Below are 14095 nucleotides of genomic sequence, written 5' to 3'. Positions count from 1 at the left end.
CGCCAGGTGCTGCCTCTTGGCACTTATACCCTCGCAGGTGGCCCCCGCCCTGCTCCTCCATACCCCCTATTACTCGCTCAGAACCTCTGGCCCCAAAGGCCAAGTTCCTGAGAGTGCCCGCATAGTGGCGTTTTAGAGCCTCTCGTTCAGTTTTGATTAAGTAAGAATCTTTATCGTTGCTCCGAAAGTGACCAGCTGGTCACAGGCGTTTGGCTGGCAGTCGAGAACGTCACCGATGAAAATCACAGGAGATGCAACGATGAACTCAACCGCTTCCCGAACCGGCAAGACCCTGCGCCCCGTCGCCAAGGACAACGCCCAGGCCGCCCTGCAGCAATTGCTGCAGGGCTTTCGCCGTTTCCGCCAGGAGGTCTACCCGCAGCAGCAGGCGTTGTTCAAGCGTCTGGCCTCGGCGCAGTCGCCCAGCGCGATGTTCATCACCTGCGCCGATTCGCGCATCGTCCCCGAGCTGATCACCCAGAGCGACCCCGGCACCCTGTTCGTCACCCGCAACGTGGGTAACGTGGTACCGCCCTACGGGCAGATGAACGGTGGCGTTTCCACCGCCATCGAATACGCCGTACTGGCGCTCGGCGTGCAGCACATCATCGTCTGCGGCCACTCCGACTGTGGCGCGATGAAGGCCGTGCTAAACCCGGCCAGCCTCGACGGCATGCCCACCGTGCGCGCCTGGCTGCGTCATGCCGAGGTGGCGCGCAGCGTGGTGGCAGACAACTGTAACTGCGGCAGCGCCCATGAAACCCTCGGCGTGCTGACCGAGGAAAACGTGGTGGCCCAGCTCGACCACCTGCGCACCCACCCTTCCGTTGCCGCACGCCTGGCCAGCGGTCAGTTGCAGATCCATGGCTGGGTCTACGACATCGACAGCGGCAGCATCCGCGCTTACGACGCCGCCTCGGGCAACTTCCTTGCGCTCGATGGTGACGAGCAGCCCTGCGCCACCCCGCAACCTCGTTACGCCAGCGCCTGACCCCCCCATTTCCCCCGAGCCTGCCTCCATAGATGGAGGCGGGCACGGGCTGCTTTTGCCCGCAAGTCGGGCCAGGAGATTCCCATGAACCTGTTTCGCACATTGCCACGGGACGCGCTGGCGTCCGTAGTGGTCTTTCTCGTCGCCCTGCCCTTGTGCATGGGCATCGCCATCGCCTCTGGCATGCCGCCGGCCAAAGGACTGATCACCGGCATCATCGGCGGTCTGGTGGTCGGTTTCATCGCCGGAGCACCGCTGCAGGTGAGCGGCCCGGCTGCCGGCCTGGCCGTGTTGGTGTTCGAGCTGGTACGTACTCACGGCATGGCCGCGCTAGGCCCAGTATTGCTGCTGGCTGGCCTGATACAGCTGGTCGCCGGCACCTTGCGCCTGGGCGGCTGGTTTCGCGTCACCGCACCGGCGGTGGTCTACGGCATGCTCGCCGGCATCGGCATCCTTATCGTGTTGTCGCAGGTGCATGTGATGATCGATGCCGCACCCAAGGCCTCCGGCCTGGACAACCTGCTGGCCTTCCCCGGCGCCGTACGTGAGGCGCTGAGCCTGCTCGGCAGCAACGCCATGATCGCCGGTACAGTGGGCCTCGGCACCATCGCCAGCATCTGGCTGTGGGAGCGTTTTCGCCCGACGCCGCTGCGCTTTCTGCCCGGCGCTCTGGTCGGCGTGACGCTCGCCACCCTGGCCAGCCTGTGGCTGGCGCTGCCGGTCAAGCGCGTCGAACTGCCAGCCAACCTCGCAGACGCCATCGACTGGATCACCCCGCAAGGGCTGGCCAGCCTGGCCGATCCGCAACTGCTGGTTGCAGCACTGGCGCTGGCCTTTATCGCCAGCGCCGAGACGCTGTTGTCCGCCGCCGCCGTGGATCGCATGCACGACGGCCCACGTGCGCGCTTCAACCGCGAACTGTCCGCCCAGGGCATCGGCAACATGCTCTGCGGAGCGGTCGGCGCCCTGCCGATGACCGGCGTGATCGTGCGCAGCTCGGCCAACGTGCAAGCCGGCGCTCGCGGCCGCGCCTCGACCATCCTCCACGGCGCCTGGCTACTGGCTCTGGTAACTCTGCTGCCGGTCGTACTGCAGAGCATCCCGGTGGCCAGCCTCGGCGCGGTGCTGGTGTACACCGGCTGCAAACTGGTCGACCCCAAGGCCATGCGCAACCTCGGCCAGTACGGCCGTGCCCCGGTGTTCATCTATATCGCCACGGCGCTATGCATCGTCTTCACCGACCTGCTGACCGGCGTGCTGGTGGGCTTCGCCCTTACCTTGCTGAAACTGGTGTGGAGCGCCTCGCGCCTGCGCGTGAAGCTGGTGCCCACCGGCCCGGATAGCGCCGAACTGCGCATGAGTGGCGCCGCCACCTTCCTCCGTGTGCCACAACTGGCCAAGCTGCTGTCCAGCGTCGAGCCCGGCACACGCCTGCATCTGAGCCTGGCGCGGGTCAGTTATATCGACCATGCCTGCATGGAACTGCTGGAAGACTGGGACCGCTCCGCCCGCGCCCAGGGCGGAGGATTGGCGATCATCGAAGGTGCGGCGTTGAAACGCCGAGTGGAAGGTAGACAGCGCACCGCTTTGGCCTGATTGCACCTGGCTCGCTCACGTTCACAACTGAGTGAGCCAGGTCAACGGATCGACTGATGGGCTGTGGCGCCACACCACCATTCGCAGTATGGTCGATCCATCCCCAGCAAGGACGCACCATGGCCAGCAAACCCAATACCTCCCGTCAGCACAAGCACTTCGCCGTCCTGATCGACGCGGATAACGCCCCCGCCGCCATCGTCGAAGGTCTTTTCGAAGAAATCGCCAAGTACGGCGTCGCCAGCGTCAAACGCATCTATGGCGACTGGACGCAGCCCAACCTCGGCAGTTGGAAGAAAGTCCTGCTCGACCACTCCATCCAGCCAATCCAGCAGTTCGCCTACACCAAGGGCAAAAACGCCACCGACAGCTCGCTGATCATCGACGCGATGGATTTGCTGTATACCCGCCGCTTCGACGGCTTCTGCCTGGTATCCAGCGACAGCGACTTCACCCGCCTGGCGGCACGGATACGTGAAGAAGGTCTGGAAGTGATCGGTTTCGGCGAACAGAAAACGCCAAAGCCTTTCGTTTCGGCCTGCGACAAGTTCATCTACACCGAGCTGCTGCGCAACGACGCTCCGGCCGTAGAGCCAGAAAGCACCATCAGTGACGTGTCTGCGGCACCACCGACACCTGTCACCTCGGCGGAAAGCAAATCCACTGCACAACCGGCACCGAACAAGGTTAAACCGCTGAAAGTGCCAGTGGACTTCATTGCCAAGGTTATCGACGACAACTCCGACGAGGACGGTTGGTGCCATTTGGGCTTGCTGGGCTCGAACATCAGCAAACTACGCTCGGACTTTGACTCGCGGATGTATGGTTTCAAGAAACTGAGCGATCTGGTCAAGGCGCAGAATGGGCGCTTTGAACTGCAAGTACTGGGGGCGACCACAACCGGTGGTCAAGCGCTTGCCGTTCGAAATAAAAAACCGAGCAAATTATAAGGTGCCACCGTTCGGCCCCTACTTGCTGCAGCGCAACGATCTCTCTGTCCTGCGCCAATCGCCCCTTCAGAAGGCCGAACGGAATCGTTGCGTAGAGGGTTGAGCGGCATGGATGCCGCGACGACTACATGGATGTAGGAGGTAGAGCGACGCAGGATGCCAAAGCCGAGAGCCGCGATGGGCCAGGGATGGCCCTTCGTCGGGGGGCCGCCTAGGTCGTGCCCTCGGAGCGACGATGGAGTGAGGGGAGTCGAGCGAAGCGAGACCCGGATGGCGGGGCACAGACCTTTTGGTTCCTTTTGGGGCGTTTGCCAAAAGGGACTCGCCGTAAGGGCGAAACCGTAATTTCAGACAACGAATGTGCGGCGTCGGAGTGCAAAACCAAAAGCACCCTCTCCCCTAGCCCCCGCCCTGCGCCCCAGCCCTTCGCAGAGCTCAGGGCGCTTCAGCGGGCGAAGCAGTGCTTCGCTATTTCCGCTTACGCCCCATAAATGGGAGAGGGGAACTGATTGCGTTCCTTCAGCAATCTCAACGGGCGTTCGAGGCTTCCGAGATTTTCGCGGCTGAAGCCGCTCCTACAGATTTGGGTGGCTTCGGGTCGCGGCTGAAGCCCCTCCTACAAGAGCGTGGCGATGCCAGCCGGCCTTGCCTTCACGCCCCCGCGATCAATCGCTCGATGATCTCCCGCCGCTCAGGATGCTCCGGCACCTGAATGCCAAACTCCTCGCGTAACACCCTCAGCACCTCATCGACACCCTGCAACTGCACCCGCTCACTGGCCTGTCCCAGACGATGGATGGCGAAGCTGCCGTTGTTCAACGTCTTGCGCAAGCCTGGCCCGGTGCGGGCGGCGATCATCTGGCCGAGGAAGGGCGACTCCGGGTGGGTGCACACGTACCAGTTACCCACCACGTAATCGATATCCGCCACTTTCTGCAGATCGAACACGTACATCGCCCGCCAACCGCCGGCGACCAATGCGCGCAGGGTGTAGGTGCCGTCCACCAACGTCAGCCGATAGGGCTCATGCGGTGTGGTCTGCTCGGCCTCGCTGTCGAGCAGCAGTGGACCGGTCGGCACCATGCCACCAAAGCCGACGTCAGTGATGTAGCGCACGCCAGCGATGGTCACCAGCACCAGCATATGGGTGCGCGCCGGCAGGGCATCTTCCGGGCCGCCCATGACCACGCGACCGGTCAGCCCACGCGCGTCGAAGCCCAGCGCCTGCAACAGCAGCAGGTACAGACGGTTGAGTTCGAAGCAGTAACCGCCGCGGCGCTGACGTAGCAGCTTGTCCTGGATCGCGGCGGGTTCGACCTCAACCGGCACGCGCAGCATGCTCGCCAGGGTTTCGAAGGGGAACTCGGCGGTGTGCCGCTCTTGCAGCTCGCGCAGGGCGTCGAGGGTCGGTGGTGGCGCCGACGAGTAACCCAGGCGCTCGAGGTATGTGTGTAGATCCAGCATGAATGGCTCGGTCATCGTGCATCTTCCTTTTCTACCTGCCGACTGTTTTACCAGAGGGCGTGGACAGACGATATGCAACGAGCGGCATGGCGTACTCGAATCCGTGCTATCGGTTTGCGGTAGCCGGCACACACAAACCGGCAGAAATGCGCCAATCTATCGCTCATCGCACGAGCTTGCCCGAGGACTCCATGATGCACCTGCGCCGTTTCTGTACCTTTTCCCTGTTACTCGCCCTGGCCGGCTGCGGCGCCGGTGAGACGGCCGCCACGGCGACACTCCAGGCTGAGCAGGCCAAACAGGCTCAGCAGCAAATGGAGCAACTCAAGCAGCAGATCGACCAGGCCAATGCGGCGAACACTCAGCGCTTGCAGGAGGCCATCGATCAGGCGCAGTGAACGACGTCTCGTGGAGGGTGCATTTCCATCCACCGGCGCCGGATCGGCAACACCGCGCCGCCTGAGAACAGGAAGGTCGGTCACAAGACCGGCCTTTTTCTTCAATGCCCTGTAGCTATTCACTTGTAGCGGACAGTTGGCACTTCCATGATGGCTATAAGCCTTTATAGTACGCGCCCCTATCAGCACTACGACAAGGATGTAATCCGGATGTTTTCCCTCAAGTCTGCCGCCATGCTGGCAGCCGCGCTTATCGTCAGCGGTTGCTCCACTGCCACCTGGGTCAAGCTCCCCGACGATAGCGCGCTCATCGTCAACGAGCGCCCGACTCTCCACAAACAGGGCCTGATCAAGACGCGCCCATTTTCGTGGGGTGCGGCAGGAGGCGTGCCTTATCGTCTGGAGGACAGGCAATCTCATGTCATCCAGAGTGGTCGCCTGAAAACACGCTTCCGCGTTGCCTCGATCTTCTGGCCCCCGGTCGGCATCGCCTATTGGCCGATGGGCTTCGGCCAGCGTTGCTACGACCTGACTGGCCCGGCGCCACAGACCTGCACCCATCAGGATCTGATCGACCTGCGGAAAAACCATCGCCTCTCCCGCTGACGAAAACGGGGAGCCAATGGCTCCCCTTTTTTCTGCCTGTTTGAATCAACGAGTGCTACCAGCGCCGTAGGTTGGGTTGGTAGTGAATTGTCCGTGGTGGCACGTTCATTCGCGGCTGAAGCCGCTCCTACCAGAAGCCTGATCACCACAAGACTGCACCCAAGAAAAAGGCCGATCTCGTGATCGGCCTTTTTCGTGAAACGCTTGCGCTCACTCAGCCATTGCTGGGGAAGGCGAACTGCGCCGCTTCGTGGCTCTTGCGTGCCGGCCAGCGTTGGGTGATGGCCTTCTTGCGGGTGTAGAAGCGCACGCCATCCGGGCCGTAGGCATGCAGGTCGCCGAACAGCGAACGCTTCCAGCCGCCGAAGCTGTGGTAGCTCACCGGTACCGGCAACGGCACGTTGACGCCGACCATGCCCACTTCGATCTCGTCGCAGAACAGGCGCGCGGCTTCACCGTCGCGGGTGAAGATGCAGGTGCCGTTGCCGTACTCGTGATCGTTGATCAGTTGCATGGCTTCTTCCAGGCTGCCGACGCGAACGATGCACAGCACCGGGCCGAAGATTTCGTCGGTGTAGATGGTCATGTCCGAGGTCACTCGGTCGAACAGGGTGCCGCCGACGAAGAAGCCGTTTTCATTGCCCGGCACCACCAGACCACGACCATCGACCACCAGCTTGGCGCCCTGGGCGACACCGGCATCGATGTAGCCCTTGACCTTGTCACGCGCAGCGGCAGTGACCAGCGGGCCCATGTCCAGGCCGCAGGAGGTGCCAGCACCGATTTTCAGCGCCTGGATCTGCGGGACGATCTTCTCCACCAGCGCATCGGCGATCTGGTCGCCGACGCATACGGCCACCGAGATGGCCATGCAGCGCTCGCCGCAGGAGCCGTAGGCCGCGCCCATCAGTGCGCTGACAGCGTTGTCCAGGTCGGCGTCGGGCATCAGCACGGCGTGGTTCTTGGCGCCGCCGAGGGCCTGCACGCGTTTGCCGCGCTTGGTGCCTTCGCTGTAGATGTACTCGGCGATCGGGGTCGAGCCGACGAAGCTCAGGGCCTTGACCTCGGGCGCTTCGATTAGCGCATCGACCGCGTCCTTGTCACCGTTGACCACGTTCAGCACGCCCTTGGGCAGGCCGGCCTGGTTCAGCAGCTCGGCGATGAACAGGGTGGAGCTGGGGTCGCGCTCGGAGGGCTTGAGGATGAAGCAGTTGCCGCAGACGATGGCCAGCGGGTACATCCACAGCGGCACCATGGCCGGGAAGTTGAACGGGGTGATGCCGGCAACAACGCCGATGGGCTGCAGGTCGGTCCAGGCGTCGATGTTCGGGCCGACGTTGCGGCTGTACTCGCCCTTGAGGATTTCCGGAGCAGCGCAGGCGAACTCGACGTTCTCGATGCCGCGCTTGAGTTCACCGACGGCGTCTTCGAGGGTCTTGCCGTGCTCGGCGCTGATCAGCGCGGCGATTTCGTTCTCGTTCTGCTCCAGCAGTTGCTTGAAGCGGAACATGATCTGCGCGCGCTTGGCCGGCGGTGTGTTGCGCCAGGCCGGAAAGGCGGCCTTGGCGGCATCGATGGCCAGTTGCATGGTGGCGCGGTCGGCCAGGCCGACGGCGCTGGTGGAGTCGCCGGTGGACGGGTTGTACACCGGGGCACTGCGACCGTTGCCGGCAACGCGCTCGCCGTTGATCAGGTGAGGGATATGGCTCATGGGGAAGCTCCTAGACGTAATTATTGTGGGTAGGAGCCGGCTTGCCGGCGATCTGTTCTACAACATCGCCCGCAAGCGGGCTCCTACAGAAATGGGTGCTCTTAATCCAGCTTGTTCAGCACGTCGCCAACGGCGTTAAAGACGCGGTCGAGGTCTTCCATCTTGGCGTTGAAGGTTGGGCCGAACTGCAGGGTATCGCCACCAAAGCGCACGTAGAAGCCGGCCTTCCACAGGGCCATGCCGGCCTCGAACGGACGGATCACGGCATCGCCGTCACGCGGGGCGATCTGCAGGGCGCCAGCCAGGCCGCAGTTGCGGATATCGACGATGTGCTTGGCGCCCTTCAGGCCGTGCAGCGCGGCCTCGAACTTCGGCGCCAGCTCGGCGGATTGCTGGATCAGGTTCTCGCGTTTGAGCAGCTCCAGCGTCGCCAGGCCGGCGGCGCAGGCCACCGGGTGCGCCGAGTAGGTGTAGCCGTGGGTGAACTCGATCATGTGCTCCGGCGACGGCTGCTGCATGAAGGTGTTGTAGATCTCGCTGCTGGCGATCACCGCACCCAGCGGGATGGCGCCGTTGGTGATCTGCTTGGCGACGTTCATCAGGTCCGGGGTCACGCCAAAAAACTCCGCGCCGCTCCACTTGCCCATGCGGCCGAAGCCGGTGATCACTTCGTCGAAGATCAGCAGGATGTTGTGCTGCGTGCAGATCTCGCGCAGGCGCTGCAGGTAGCCCACCGGCGGCACGATGGCACCGGCCGAACCGGACATCGGCTCGACGATCACCGCGGCGATGTTGGAGGCGTCGTGCAGTTCGATCAGCTTGAGCAGTTCGTTGGCCAGCTCCACGCCGCCGGTCTCGGCCATACCCTTGGTAAAGGCCATGCCCGGTTGCAGGGTGTGGGGCAGGTGGTCGGCGTCCATCAGTTGGCCGTACATCTTGCGGTTGCCGCCGATGCCGCCGAGGGCGGTGCCGGCGATGTTGACGCCGTGGTAGCCACGGGCACGGCCGATGAAGCGGGTCTTGGAGGCCTGGCCTTTCAGACGCCAGTAGGCTTTGGCCATCTTCACAGCGGTGTCGGCGCACTCGGAGCCGGAACCGGTGAAGAACACGTGGTTGAGCTCGCCCGGCATCAGGTCGGCGACCTGCTCGGCCAGCTTGAACGACAGCGGATGGCCGTACTGGAAGCCCGGCGAATAGTCGAGAGTGCCGAGCTGCTTGGCCACGGCTTCCTGGATTTCCTTGCGCGAGTGACCGGCGCCACAGGTCCACAGGCCGGACAGGCTGTCGTAGATCTTGCGGCCCTGGTCATCGGTCAGCCAGTTGCCCTCGGCCGCCACGATCAGGCGCGGGTCACGCTGGAAGTTGCGGTTGGCGGAGAACGGCATCCAGTGCGCATCCAGCTTGAGCTGGCTGGCCAGGGACGGGGTTGCGGTCTGCGGCATGTTCATTGGAGGAGCCTCGCACTGGACGGTGTCGTGGGAGGGGCTTTAGCCGCGAAGATCGACAGCAATCGCGGCTGAAGCCGCTCCTACAAGGGAATTGAATCAGTTGCCAGCAAAGGTGCCACGGGCATAGAGTCAGTAAAACAGCACTCTTCTTATCTTCAGTTCAGGGTCTACTAAACAAATGAGCAGCCGCCGTCCCGATCCGCTGGCCCAGGTCAGCGACTTTGAAATCCGCCTGCTCAAGCTGTTTCGCAGCGTGGTGGAATGTGGCGGTTTTTCCGCGGCGGAAAGTGCCCTGGGGATTGGCCGCTCGGCCATCAGTCAGCAGATGAGCGACCTGGAACAGCGCCTCGGTCTGCGCCTGTGCCAGCGTGGTCGCGCCGGCTTCGCCCTGACCGAAGAAGGCCGCGAGGTGTATCAGAGCACCCTGCAGCTGCTAGCGGCGCTGGAGAGCTTTCGCACCGAGGTCAACGGCCTGCACCAACACCTGCGCGGCGAGCTGAACATCGGCCTGACCGACAACCTGGTAACCATCCCGCACATGCGCATCACCAACGCCCTGGCGCGCCTCAAGGTGCAGGGGCCGGACGTGCGCATCCACATTCGCATGACGCCGCCCTCGGAAGTGGAGCAGGGCGTGCTCGACGGCCGCCTGCATATCGGCGTGGTGCCGCAGGTCGGCGCCCTCTCCGGCCTGGAATACCAGGCGCTGTACGACGAGCGCTCGCTGCTTTACTGCGCCGTCGGCCACCCGCTGTTCTACGTCGATGACCAGCAACTCGAAGACCAACGACTCAACGTTCAGGAAGCCATCGCCCCGACCTTCCGCGTGCCACCGGAGGTGCAGAACCATTACCAGGCACTGAACTGCACGGCCAGCGCCTCGGATCGCGAGGGCATGGCCTTCCTTATTCTGACCGGGCGCTATATCGGCTACCTGCCCGACCACTACGCCCAGGCCTGGGTGCAGCAGGGTCGCCTGCGCGCGCTCAAGGCTGGCAGCCGCTACTACGACATCAACCTGGCAGCGGTGACGCGCAAGGGCCGACGCGCGCACCTGGTGCTGGAGAGTTTTCTCGACGCGTTGGCCGAAGCCTGAGCCCGCACCATGGCCGCGCATGCCGAGCCAGCACGGTGCATTGCGAACGCAGCAAGGCCGCCGGACACAAGCCGATCAGGGGTCTGTATCCAATAAAGACCATGCTGCGGCGCACACCCCCTAAAAACTGATCATATGGACAGCTTCTTGCATCAGGGCGAGCGCCCTCTGCTGCGAGAACACGCCATGACCACCGAATCACCGACATCGTCCGAACTGCTCTACGGCCTGGACGACCGCCCTGCGCCGCTGCCGGCCTTCTTCGCCGCGCTGCAACATGTACTGGCCTGCTTCGTCGGCATCGTCACCCCCACCCTGATCATCGGCGGCGTGCTCGGCCTGCATGAACAACTGCCCTACCTGATCAGCATGGGCCTGATGGTGTCCGGCGTCGGCACCCTGATCCAGGCGCGCCGCCCGTTCGGCATCGGTGCCGGGATGATCTGCGTGCAGGGCACCAGCTTCGCCTTCCTCAGCGCCGTGCTGGCCGCCGGCCTGATGGTCAAGGCGCGCGGCGGCAGCCCTGACGACATCCTGGCGATGATCTTCGGCGTATGCTTCTTCGGCGCCTTTATCGAGATGCTGTTGAGCCGCTTCATCGGCCGCCTGCAACGCGTCATCACGCCGCTGGTGACCGGCATCGTCATCACCATCATCGGTGTCAGCCTGATCAAGGTGGGCATCACCGATGTCGGCGGCGGCGCCAAGGCGGAGAACTTCGGTGCACCGATCAACCTGGCTCTGGGCGCCCTAGTGCTGCTGACCATTATCGTGCTCAACCGCCTGAGCAATCCCTGGCTGCGCCTGTCGGCGATCGTCATCGGCCTGCTGGTGGGCTCGCTGGCAGCCTGGCTCAGCGGCGTGCTGGTGCCCAAGGCGTTGCCCGAACTGCCGCTGGTGAGCCTGCCGATTCCGTTTCGCTACGGTTTCGATTTCGACTGGATGGCCTTCGTCCCGGTGGCCCTGATCTACCTGATCACCGCCATCGAAACCACCGGCGACCTGACCGCCAACTGCATGATCTCGAAACAGCCGATCAAGGGCCCGCACTACTTGCAACGGATCAAGGGCGGGGTGTTCGGTGACGGCGTCAGCTCGCTGATCGCCGCGGTGTTCAATACCTTCCCCAACACCACCTTCAGCCAGAACAACGGGGTGATTCAGCTCTCCGGGGTCGCCAGCCGCCATGTGGCTTACTACATCGGCGCGATCCTGCTGATCCTCGGCCTGTTCCCGGTGCTCGGCGCCATTCTCCAGCAGATCCCCAAACCGGTACTGGGCGGCGCCACCCTGGTGATGTTCGGCACGGTCGCAGCCGCCGGTATTCGCATTCTTGCCCAGGCGCCGCTGGATCGGCGCAGCCTGCTGATCATGGCCACCAGTTTCGGCATCGGCCTGGGTGTATCCAGCCAGCCGGACCTGCTGAGCCAGATGCCCAGGCTGGTGCAGAACGTGTTCGGCTCGGCGATCACCAGCGGCGGCCTGACCGCCATCCTGATGAACCTGCTGTTGCCGCTGGAGTCAGCCAGCGCGCGCACAACTGGGCACGAGCAGGAAACCTGAGGTTTCCATGTGCACGGGCACCGGCCCGCGCACAAACCTGGTGCACAAGCGCAGCGTCAGGGTATTCCCTGCGATTTTTCCGCGACTTGCGCTTGTCACCCGGACGGCGCTGGGGTATCAGTGCAATCGCGCCGCTCCCAGATCAGTTCGGAATTGCCCCATGACCTTCGAAGTACCCGCCCACAGCGCCAGCGACAAACCCGCCGGGCGCATTCGCCAGAAGAACGAAGAAGCCATCATCAAGGCTGCCGAAGAAGAGTTCGCCCGGCATGGTTTCAAGGGCACCAGCATGAACACCATCGCGCAGAACGTCGGCCTGCCCAAGGCCAATCTGCACTACTACTTCAACAACAAGCTGGGGCTGTACCTGGCGGTGCTGAGCAACATACTCGAACTGTGGGACAGCACCTTCAATAATCTGAGCGTCGATGACGACCCGGCCGAAGCACTGGAGCGCTACATCCGCGCCAAGATGGAATTCTCCCGGCGCCAGCCGAAGGCCTCGCGCATCTTCGCCATGGAAGTGATCAGCGGCGGCGACTGCCTGTCGCAGTACTTCAACCAGAACTACCTGGACTGGTTCCGCAGCCGTGCCGCGGTATTCGAAGGCTGGATCGCCGCCGGCAAGATGGACCCGGTCGACCCGATCCACCTGATCTTCCTGCTCTGGAGCAGCACCCAGCACTACGCCGACTTCGCCTCGCAGATCTGCCGCGTGAAGCAGAGCTCGCGCCTGACCAAGCAGGACTTCGAGCAAGCATCCGACCAACTGGTGCAGATCATCCTCAAGGGCTGCGGCCTGACACCTGCCGCCAAAGCCTGATGGCGTTCACCCTGCTCGGCCCTTGCGAATACCGCGAGGAGATTCGCAAGAGCCGCTTCATCGCCATCGCCGCGCCGGTTGTCAGCGCGGCCGAGGCGCAGGCCTTCATCGACAGCCACAGCGACCTGGCCGCCTCGCACAACTGCTGGGCATGGAAGGTCGGCAATCAATACCGCTTCAATGACGACGGCGAACCGGGCGGCACGGCTGGCAGGCCGATCCTCGCCGCCATCGAAGGGCAGGACTGCGATCAGGTGGTGGTGCTGGTGATTCGCTGGTACGGCGGCATCCAGCTCGGCACCGGCGGCCTGGCCCGCGCCTACGGCGGCAGCGCGGCCAAATGCCTGCAGGCCGGCGAGCGCCGTGAACTGGTGCTGCGCCAGACATTCACCTGTCATTTGCAGTTCGCCGAACTGCCGGTGTTCAAGTCGCGCCTGAACGAGTTCGACAGCCTGATCGAAAGCGAGGATTACGACGCCACCGGCGCGCGCCTGCAACTGGCCGTGGCGCCGGCCGAGCGCGCTGCGCTGGAGCGCCTTCTTGGCGACATCAGCCGTGGCCGCGAGAGCCTGAGGGCGCCATGAAGCGGACGATCGTTACACTTCTGCCTCTGCTGCTGTGGCTGGCCCTGACGGCCCAGGCCGAAGTGCAGGAGCATTTGCAGGAACAGTACTACGACCTGCAGGTGGCCTCCGGCCAATCCCTAAGTCGCGCCCTCAACCAGGCCTCGCCGATTCGCCAGAACGGGCAGATCTACCATGCCTACACGCGTTGGCAGGTGCAGTGGAAATTCTGGTGGCGCGAACAGCGTGACGGTCGCTGCCAGATCGATCTCACCCGTACCCAGTTGAACGCCACCATCACCCTGCCCCGCCTTGGCGGCGGCGACGCGCAGCAACGCCAGCGTTTCGAGCAGTACCTGGGCGCACTGCGCGAACATGAACTGGGCCATTACCGCATCGGTCAGGCAGCCGCCGCCGAGATCGACGCCGCGCTGCTGCAGACACCCGAATACCCCAGTTGCGCCGAGCTGCAACAGCAGGCCAACCGGCGCGCCAACGCCATCCTGCAGCGCCATGCCGAACAGGAACGGCAGTACGACCAGCAAACCGGCCATGGCCGCAGCCAGGGCGCCTGGTTGACGGAATAACACTGCAGCAAAATGCAGGAGCAGCGCCCCGCCGCGAATCGTGGCCGGATGCCCTCGAAAAGCTCCGCCCCGAGGCGTAATGCTGTTCACTTAAGGTTGCAAACGTTTGGCTCCCCTCTCCCATTTATGGGAGAGGGGCTGGGGGAGAGGGCAGAAAACACCGCAAAACTGCCAGTTTCCCCCTCTCCCTAACCCTCTCCCCGGAGGGGCGAGGGGACTGATCGAGCTCGACCGTTTCCTAAGTGAACAGCATTACGCCCCGAGGCAGGGCTCCTACAGAGGATTGCCGTGCCGGGTTT

13 protein-coding genes are annotated in these 14095 nt (G+C 63.6%); 10 read left to right on the top strand and 3 right to left on the bottom strand.

Translation table 11 applies throughout. The features are described 5' to 3' along the window. Positions 1–259 precede the first annotated feature (259 nt). From BLR77_RS15585 to BLR77_RS15575, 3 genes are all read left to right on the top strand, one after another. Entirely contained in the window at positions 260–991 is a 732-nt protein-coding gene (locus BLR77_RS15585) for a carbonic anhydrase (RefSeq protein WP_074679356.1), read from the top strand. 84 nt (positions 992–1075) lie between these two features. Continuing rightward, a complete protein-coding gene (locus BLR77_RS15580) occupies positions 1076–2587 on the top strand; it encodes a SulP family inorganic anion transporter (protein WP_074679354.1) in 1512 nt (503 codons plus the stop codon). Between the two features lie 119 nt (positions 2588–2706). Next, complete coding sequence (locus tag BLR77_RS15575) at positions 2707–3537, top strand: NYN domain-containing protein (RefSeq protein WP_074679353.1); 831 nt, start codon at positions 2707–2709, stop codon at positions 3535–3537. A 651-nt stretch (positions 3538–4188) separates the two neighbouring features. Here the strand turns inward: BLR77_RS15575 and BLR77_RS15570 are convergent. Next, positions 4189–5016, bottom strand: coding sequence for an arylamine N-acetyltransferase family protein (locus BLR77_RS15570; protein ID WP_074679351.1), 828 nt, complete (start codon positions 5014–5016; stop codon positions 4189–4191). A gap of 179 nt (positions 5017–5195) precedes the next feature. On the opposite strand from BLR77_RS15570, the gene BLR77_RS15565 reads away from it, so the two are divergent. Together BLR77_RS15565 and BLR77_RS15560 are read left to right on the top strand one after the other, a co-directional pair. Then, on the top strand, positions 5196–5399 hold the full coding sequence (locus tag BLR77_RS15565; protein ID WP_238380581.1) for a hypothetical protein: 204 nt from the start codon (positions 5196–5198) through the stop codon (positions 5397–5399). Positions 5400–5609: 210 nt separating this feature from the next. Next, complete coding sequence (locus BLR77_RS15560) at positions 5610–6005, top strand: phosphatidylethanolamine N-methyltransferase family domain-containing protein (protein WP_074679347.1); 396 nt, start codon at positions 5610–5612, stop codon at positions 6003–6005. A gap of 214 nt (positions 6006–6219) precedes the next feature. On the opposite strand, the gene BLR77_RS15555 is transcribed toward BLR77_RS15560, so the two are convergent. Both BLR77_RS15555 and BLR77_RS15550 read right to left on the bottom strand, forming a co-directional pair. Beyond that, a complete protein-coding gene (locus tag BLR77_RS15555; RefSeq protein ID WP_074679345.1) occupies positions 6220–7716 on the bottom strand; it encodes a CoA-acylating methylmalonate-semialdehyde dehydrogenase in 1497 nt (498 codons plus the stop codon). A gap of 101 nt (positions 7717–7817) precedes the next feature. Then, the gene (locus tag BLR77_RS15550; RefSeq protein WP_074679343.1) at positions 7818–9164 is read right to left on the bottom strand and encodes an omega-aminotransferase AptA; all 1347 of its coding nucleotides are present in this window, start codon (positions 9162–9164) and stop codon (positions 7818–7820) included. A 178-nt stretch (positions 9165–9342) separates the two neighbouring features. Here BLR77_RS15550 and BLR77_RS15545 point away from each other — a divergent pair, with 178 nt between their 5' ends. The 5 genes from BLR77_RS15545 to BLR77_RS15525 all read left to right on the top strand — a co-directional run bounded on the left by BLR77_RS15545 (position 9343) and on the right by BLR77_RS15525 (position 13796). Continuing rightward, positions 9343–10260: a LysR family transcriptional regulator gene (locus BLR77_RS15545; protein WP_074679341.1), complete on the top strand. Its 918-nt coding sequence runs from the start codon at positions 9343–9345 to the stop codon at positions 10258–10260. Between the two features lie 186 nt (positions 10261–10446). Next, positions 10447–11823: a uracil-xanthine permease family protein gene (locus BLR77_RS15540; RefSeq protein ID WP_074679555.1), complete on the top strand. Its 1377-nt coding sequence runs from the start codon at positions 10447–10449 to the stop codon at positions 11821–11823. A 160-nt stretch (positions 11824–11983) separates the two neighbouring features. After that, on the top strand, positions 11984–12646 hold the full coding sequence (locus BLR77_RS15535) for a TetR/AcrR family transcriptional regulator (RefSeq protein WP_074679339.1): 663 nt from the start codon (positions 11984–11986) through the stop codon (positions 12644–12646). Then, the gene (locus BLR77_RS15530; protein WP_074679337.1) at positions 12646–13230 is read left to right on the top strand and encodes an IMPACT family protein; all 585 of its coding nucleotides are present in this window, start codon (positions 12646–12648) and stop codon (positions 13228–13230) included. The genes BLR77_RS15535 and BLR77_RS15530 overlap by 1 nt, the downstream gene beginning before the upstream one ends. Then, on the top strand, positions 13227–13796 hold the full coding sequence (locus tag BLR77_RS15525; protein ID WP_074679335.1) for a DUF922 domain-containing protein: 570 nt from the start codon (positions 13227–13229) through the stop codon (positions 13794–13796). The genes BLR77_RS15530 and BLR77_RS15525 overlap by 4 nt, the downstream gene beginning before the upstream one ends. Positions 13797–14095 lie beyond the last annotated feature (299 nt).

Origin of the sequence: Ectopseudomonas alcaliphila (assembly GCF_900101755.1) — a bacterium.
GTDB classification, from domain to species: domain Bacteria; phylum Pseudomonadota; class Gammaproteobacteria; order Pseudomonadales; family Pseudomonadaceae; genus Aquipseudomonas; species Aquipseudomonas alcaliphila.
This window is presented reverse-complemented; position numbering and strand designations above follow the sequence as displayed.

Excerpts from the sequence above, each read along its gene's own strand:
- BLR77_RS15585 (WP_074679356.1), top strand. The coding sequence starts at position 260 with ATGAACTCAACCGCTTCCCGAACCGGCAAGACCCTGCGCCCCGTCGCC.
- BLR77_RS15580 (WP_074679354.1), top strand. The coding sequence starts at position 1,076 with ATGAACCTGTTTCGCACATTGCCACGGGACGCGCTGGCGTCCGTAGTG.
- BLR77_RS15575 (WP_074679353.1), top strand. The coding sequence starts at position 2,707 with ATGGCCAGCAAACCCAATACCTCCCGTCAGCACAAGCACTTCGCCGTC.
- BLR77_RS15570 (WP_074679351.1), bottom strand. The coding sequence starts at position 5,016 with ATGACCGAGCCATTCATGCTGGATCTACACACATACCTCGAGCGCCTG.
- BLR77_RS15565 (WP_238380581.1), top strand. The coding sequence starts at position 5,196 with ATGCACCTGCGCCGTTTCTGTACCTTTTCCCTGTTACTCGCCCTGGCC.
- BLR77_RS15560 (WP_074679347.1), top strand. The coding sequence starts at position 5,610 with ATGTTTTCCCTCAAGTCTGCCGCCATGCTGGCAGCCGCGCTTATCGTC.
- BLR77_RS15555 (WP_074679345.1), bottom strand. The coding sequence starts at position 7,716 with ATGAGCCATATCCCTCACCTGATCAACGGCGAGCGCGTTGCCGGCAAC.
- BLR77_RS15550 (WP_074679343.1), bottom strand. The coding sequence starts at position 9,164 with ATGAACATGCCGCAGACCGCAACCCCGTCCCTGGCCAGCCAGCTCAAG.
- BLR77_RS15545 (WP_074679341.1), top strand. The coding sequence starts at position 9,343 with ATGAGCAGCCGCCGTCCCGATCCGCTGGCCCAGGTCAGCGACTTTGAA.
- BLR77_RS15540 (WP_074679555.1), top strand. The coding sequence starts at position 10,447 with ATGACCACCGAATCACCGACATCGTCCGAACTGCTCTACGGCCTGGAC.
- BLR77_RS15535 (WP_074679339.1), top strand. The coding sequence starts at position 11,984 with ATGACCTTCGAAGTACCCGCCCACAGCGCCAGCGACAAACCCGCCGGG.
- BLR77_RS15530 (WP_074679337.1), top strand. The coding sequence starts at position 12,646 with ATGGCGTTCACCCTGCTCGGCCCTTGCGAATACCGCGAGGAGATTCGC.
- BLR77_RS15525 (WP_074679335.1), top strand. The coding sequence starts at position 13,227 with ATGAAGCGGACGATCGTTACACTTCTGCCTCTGCTGCTGTGGCTGGCC.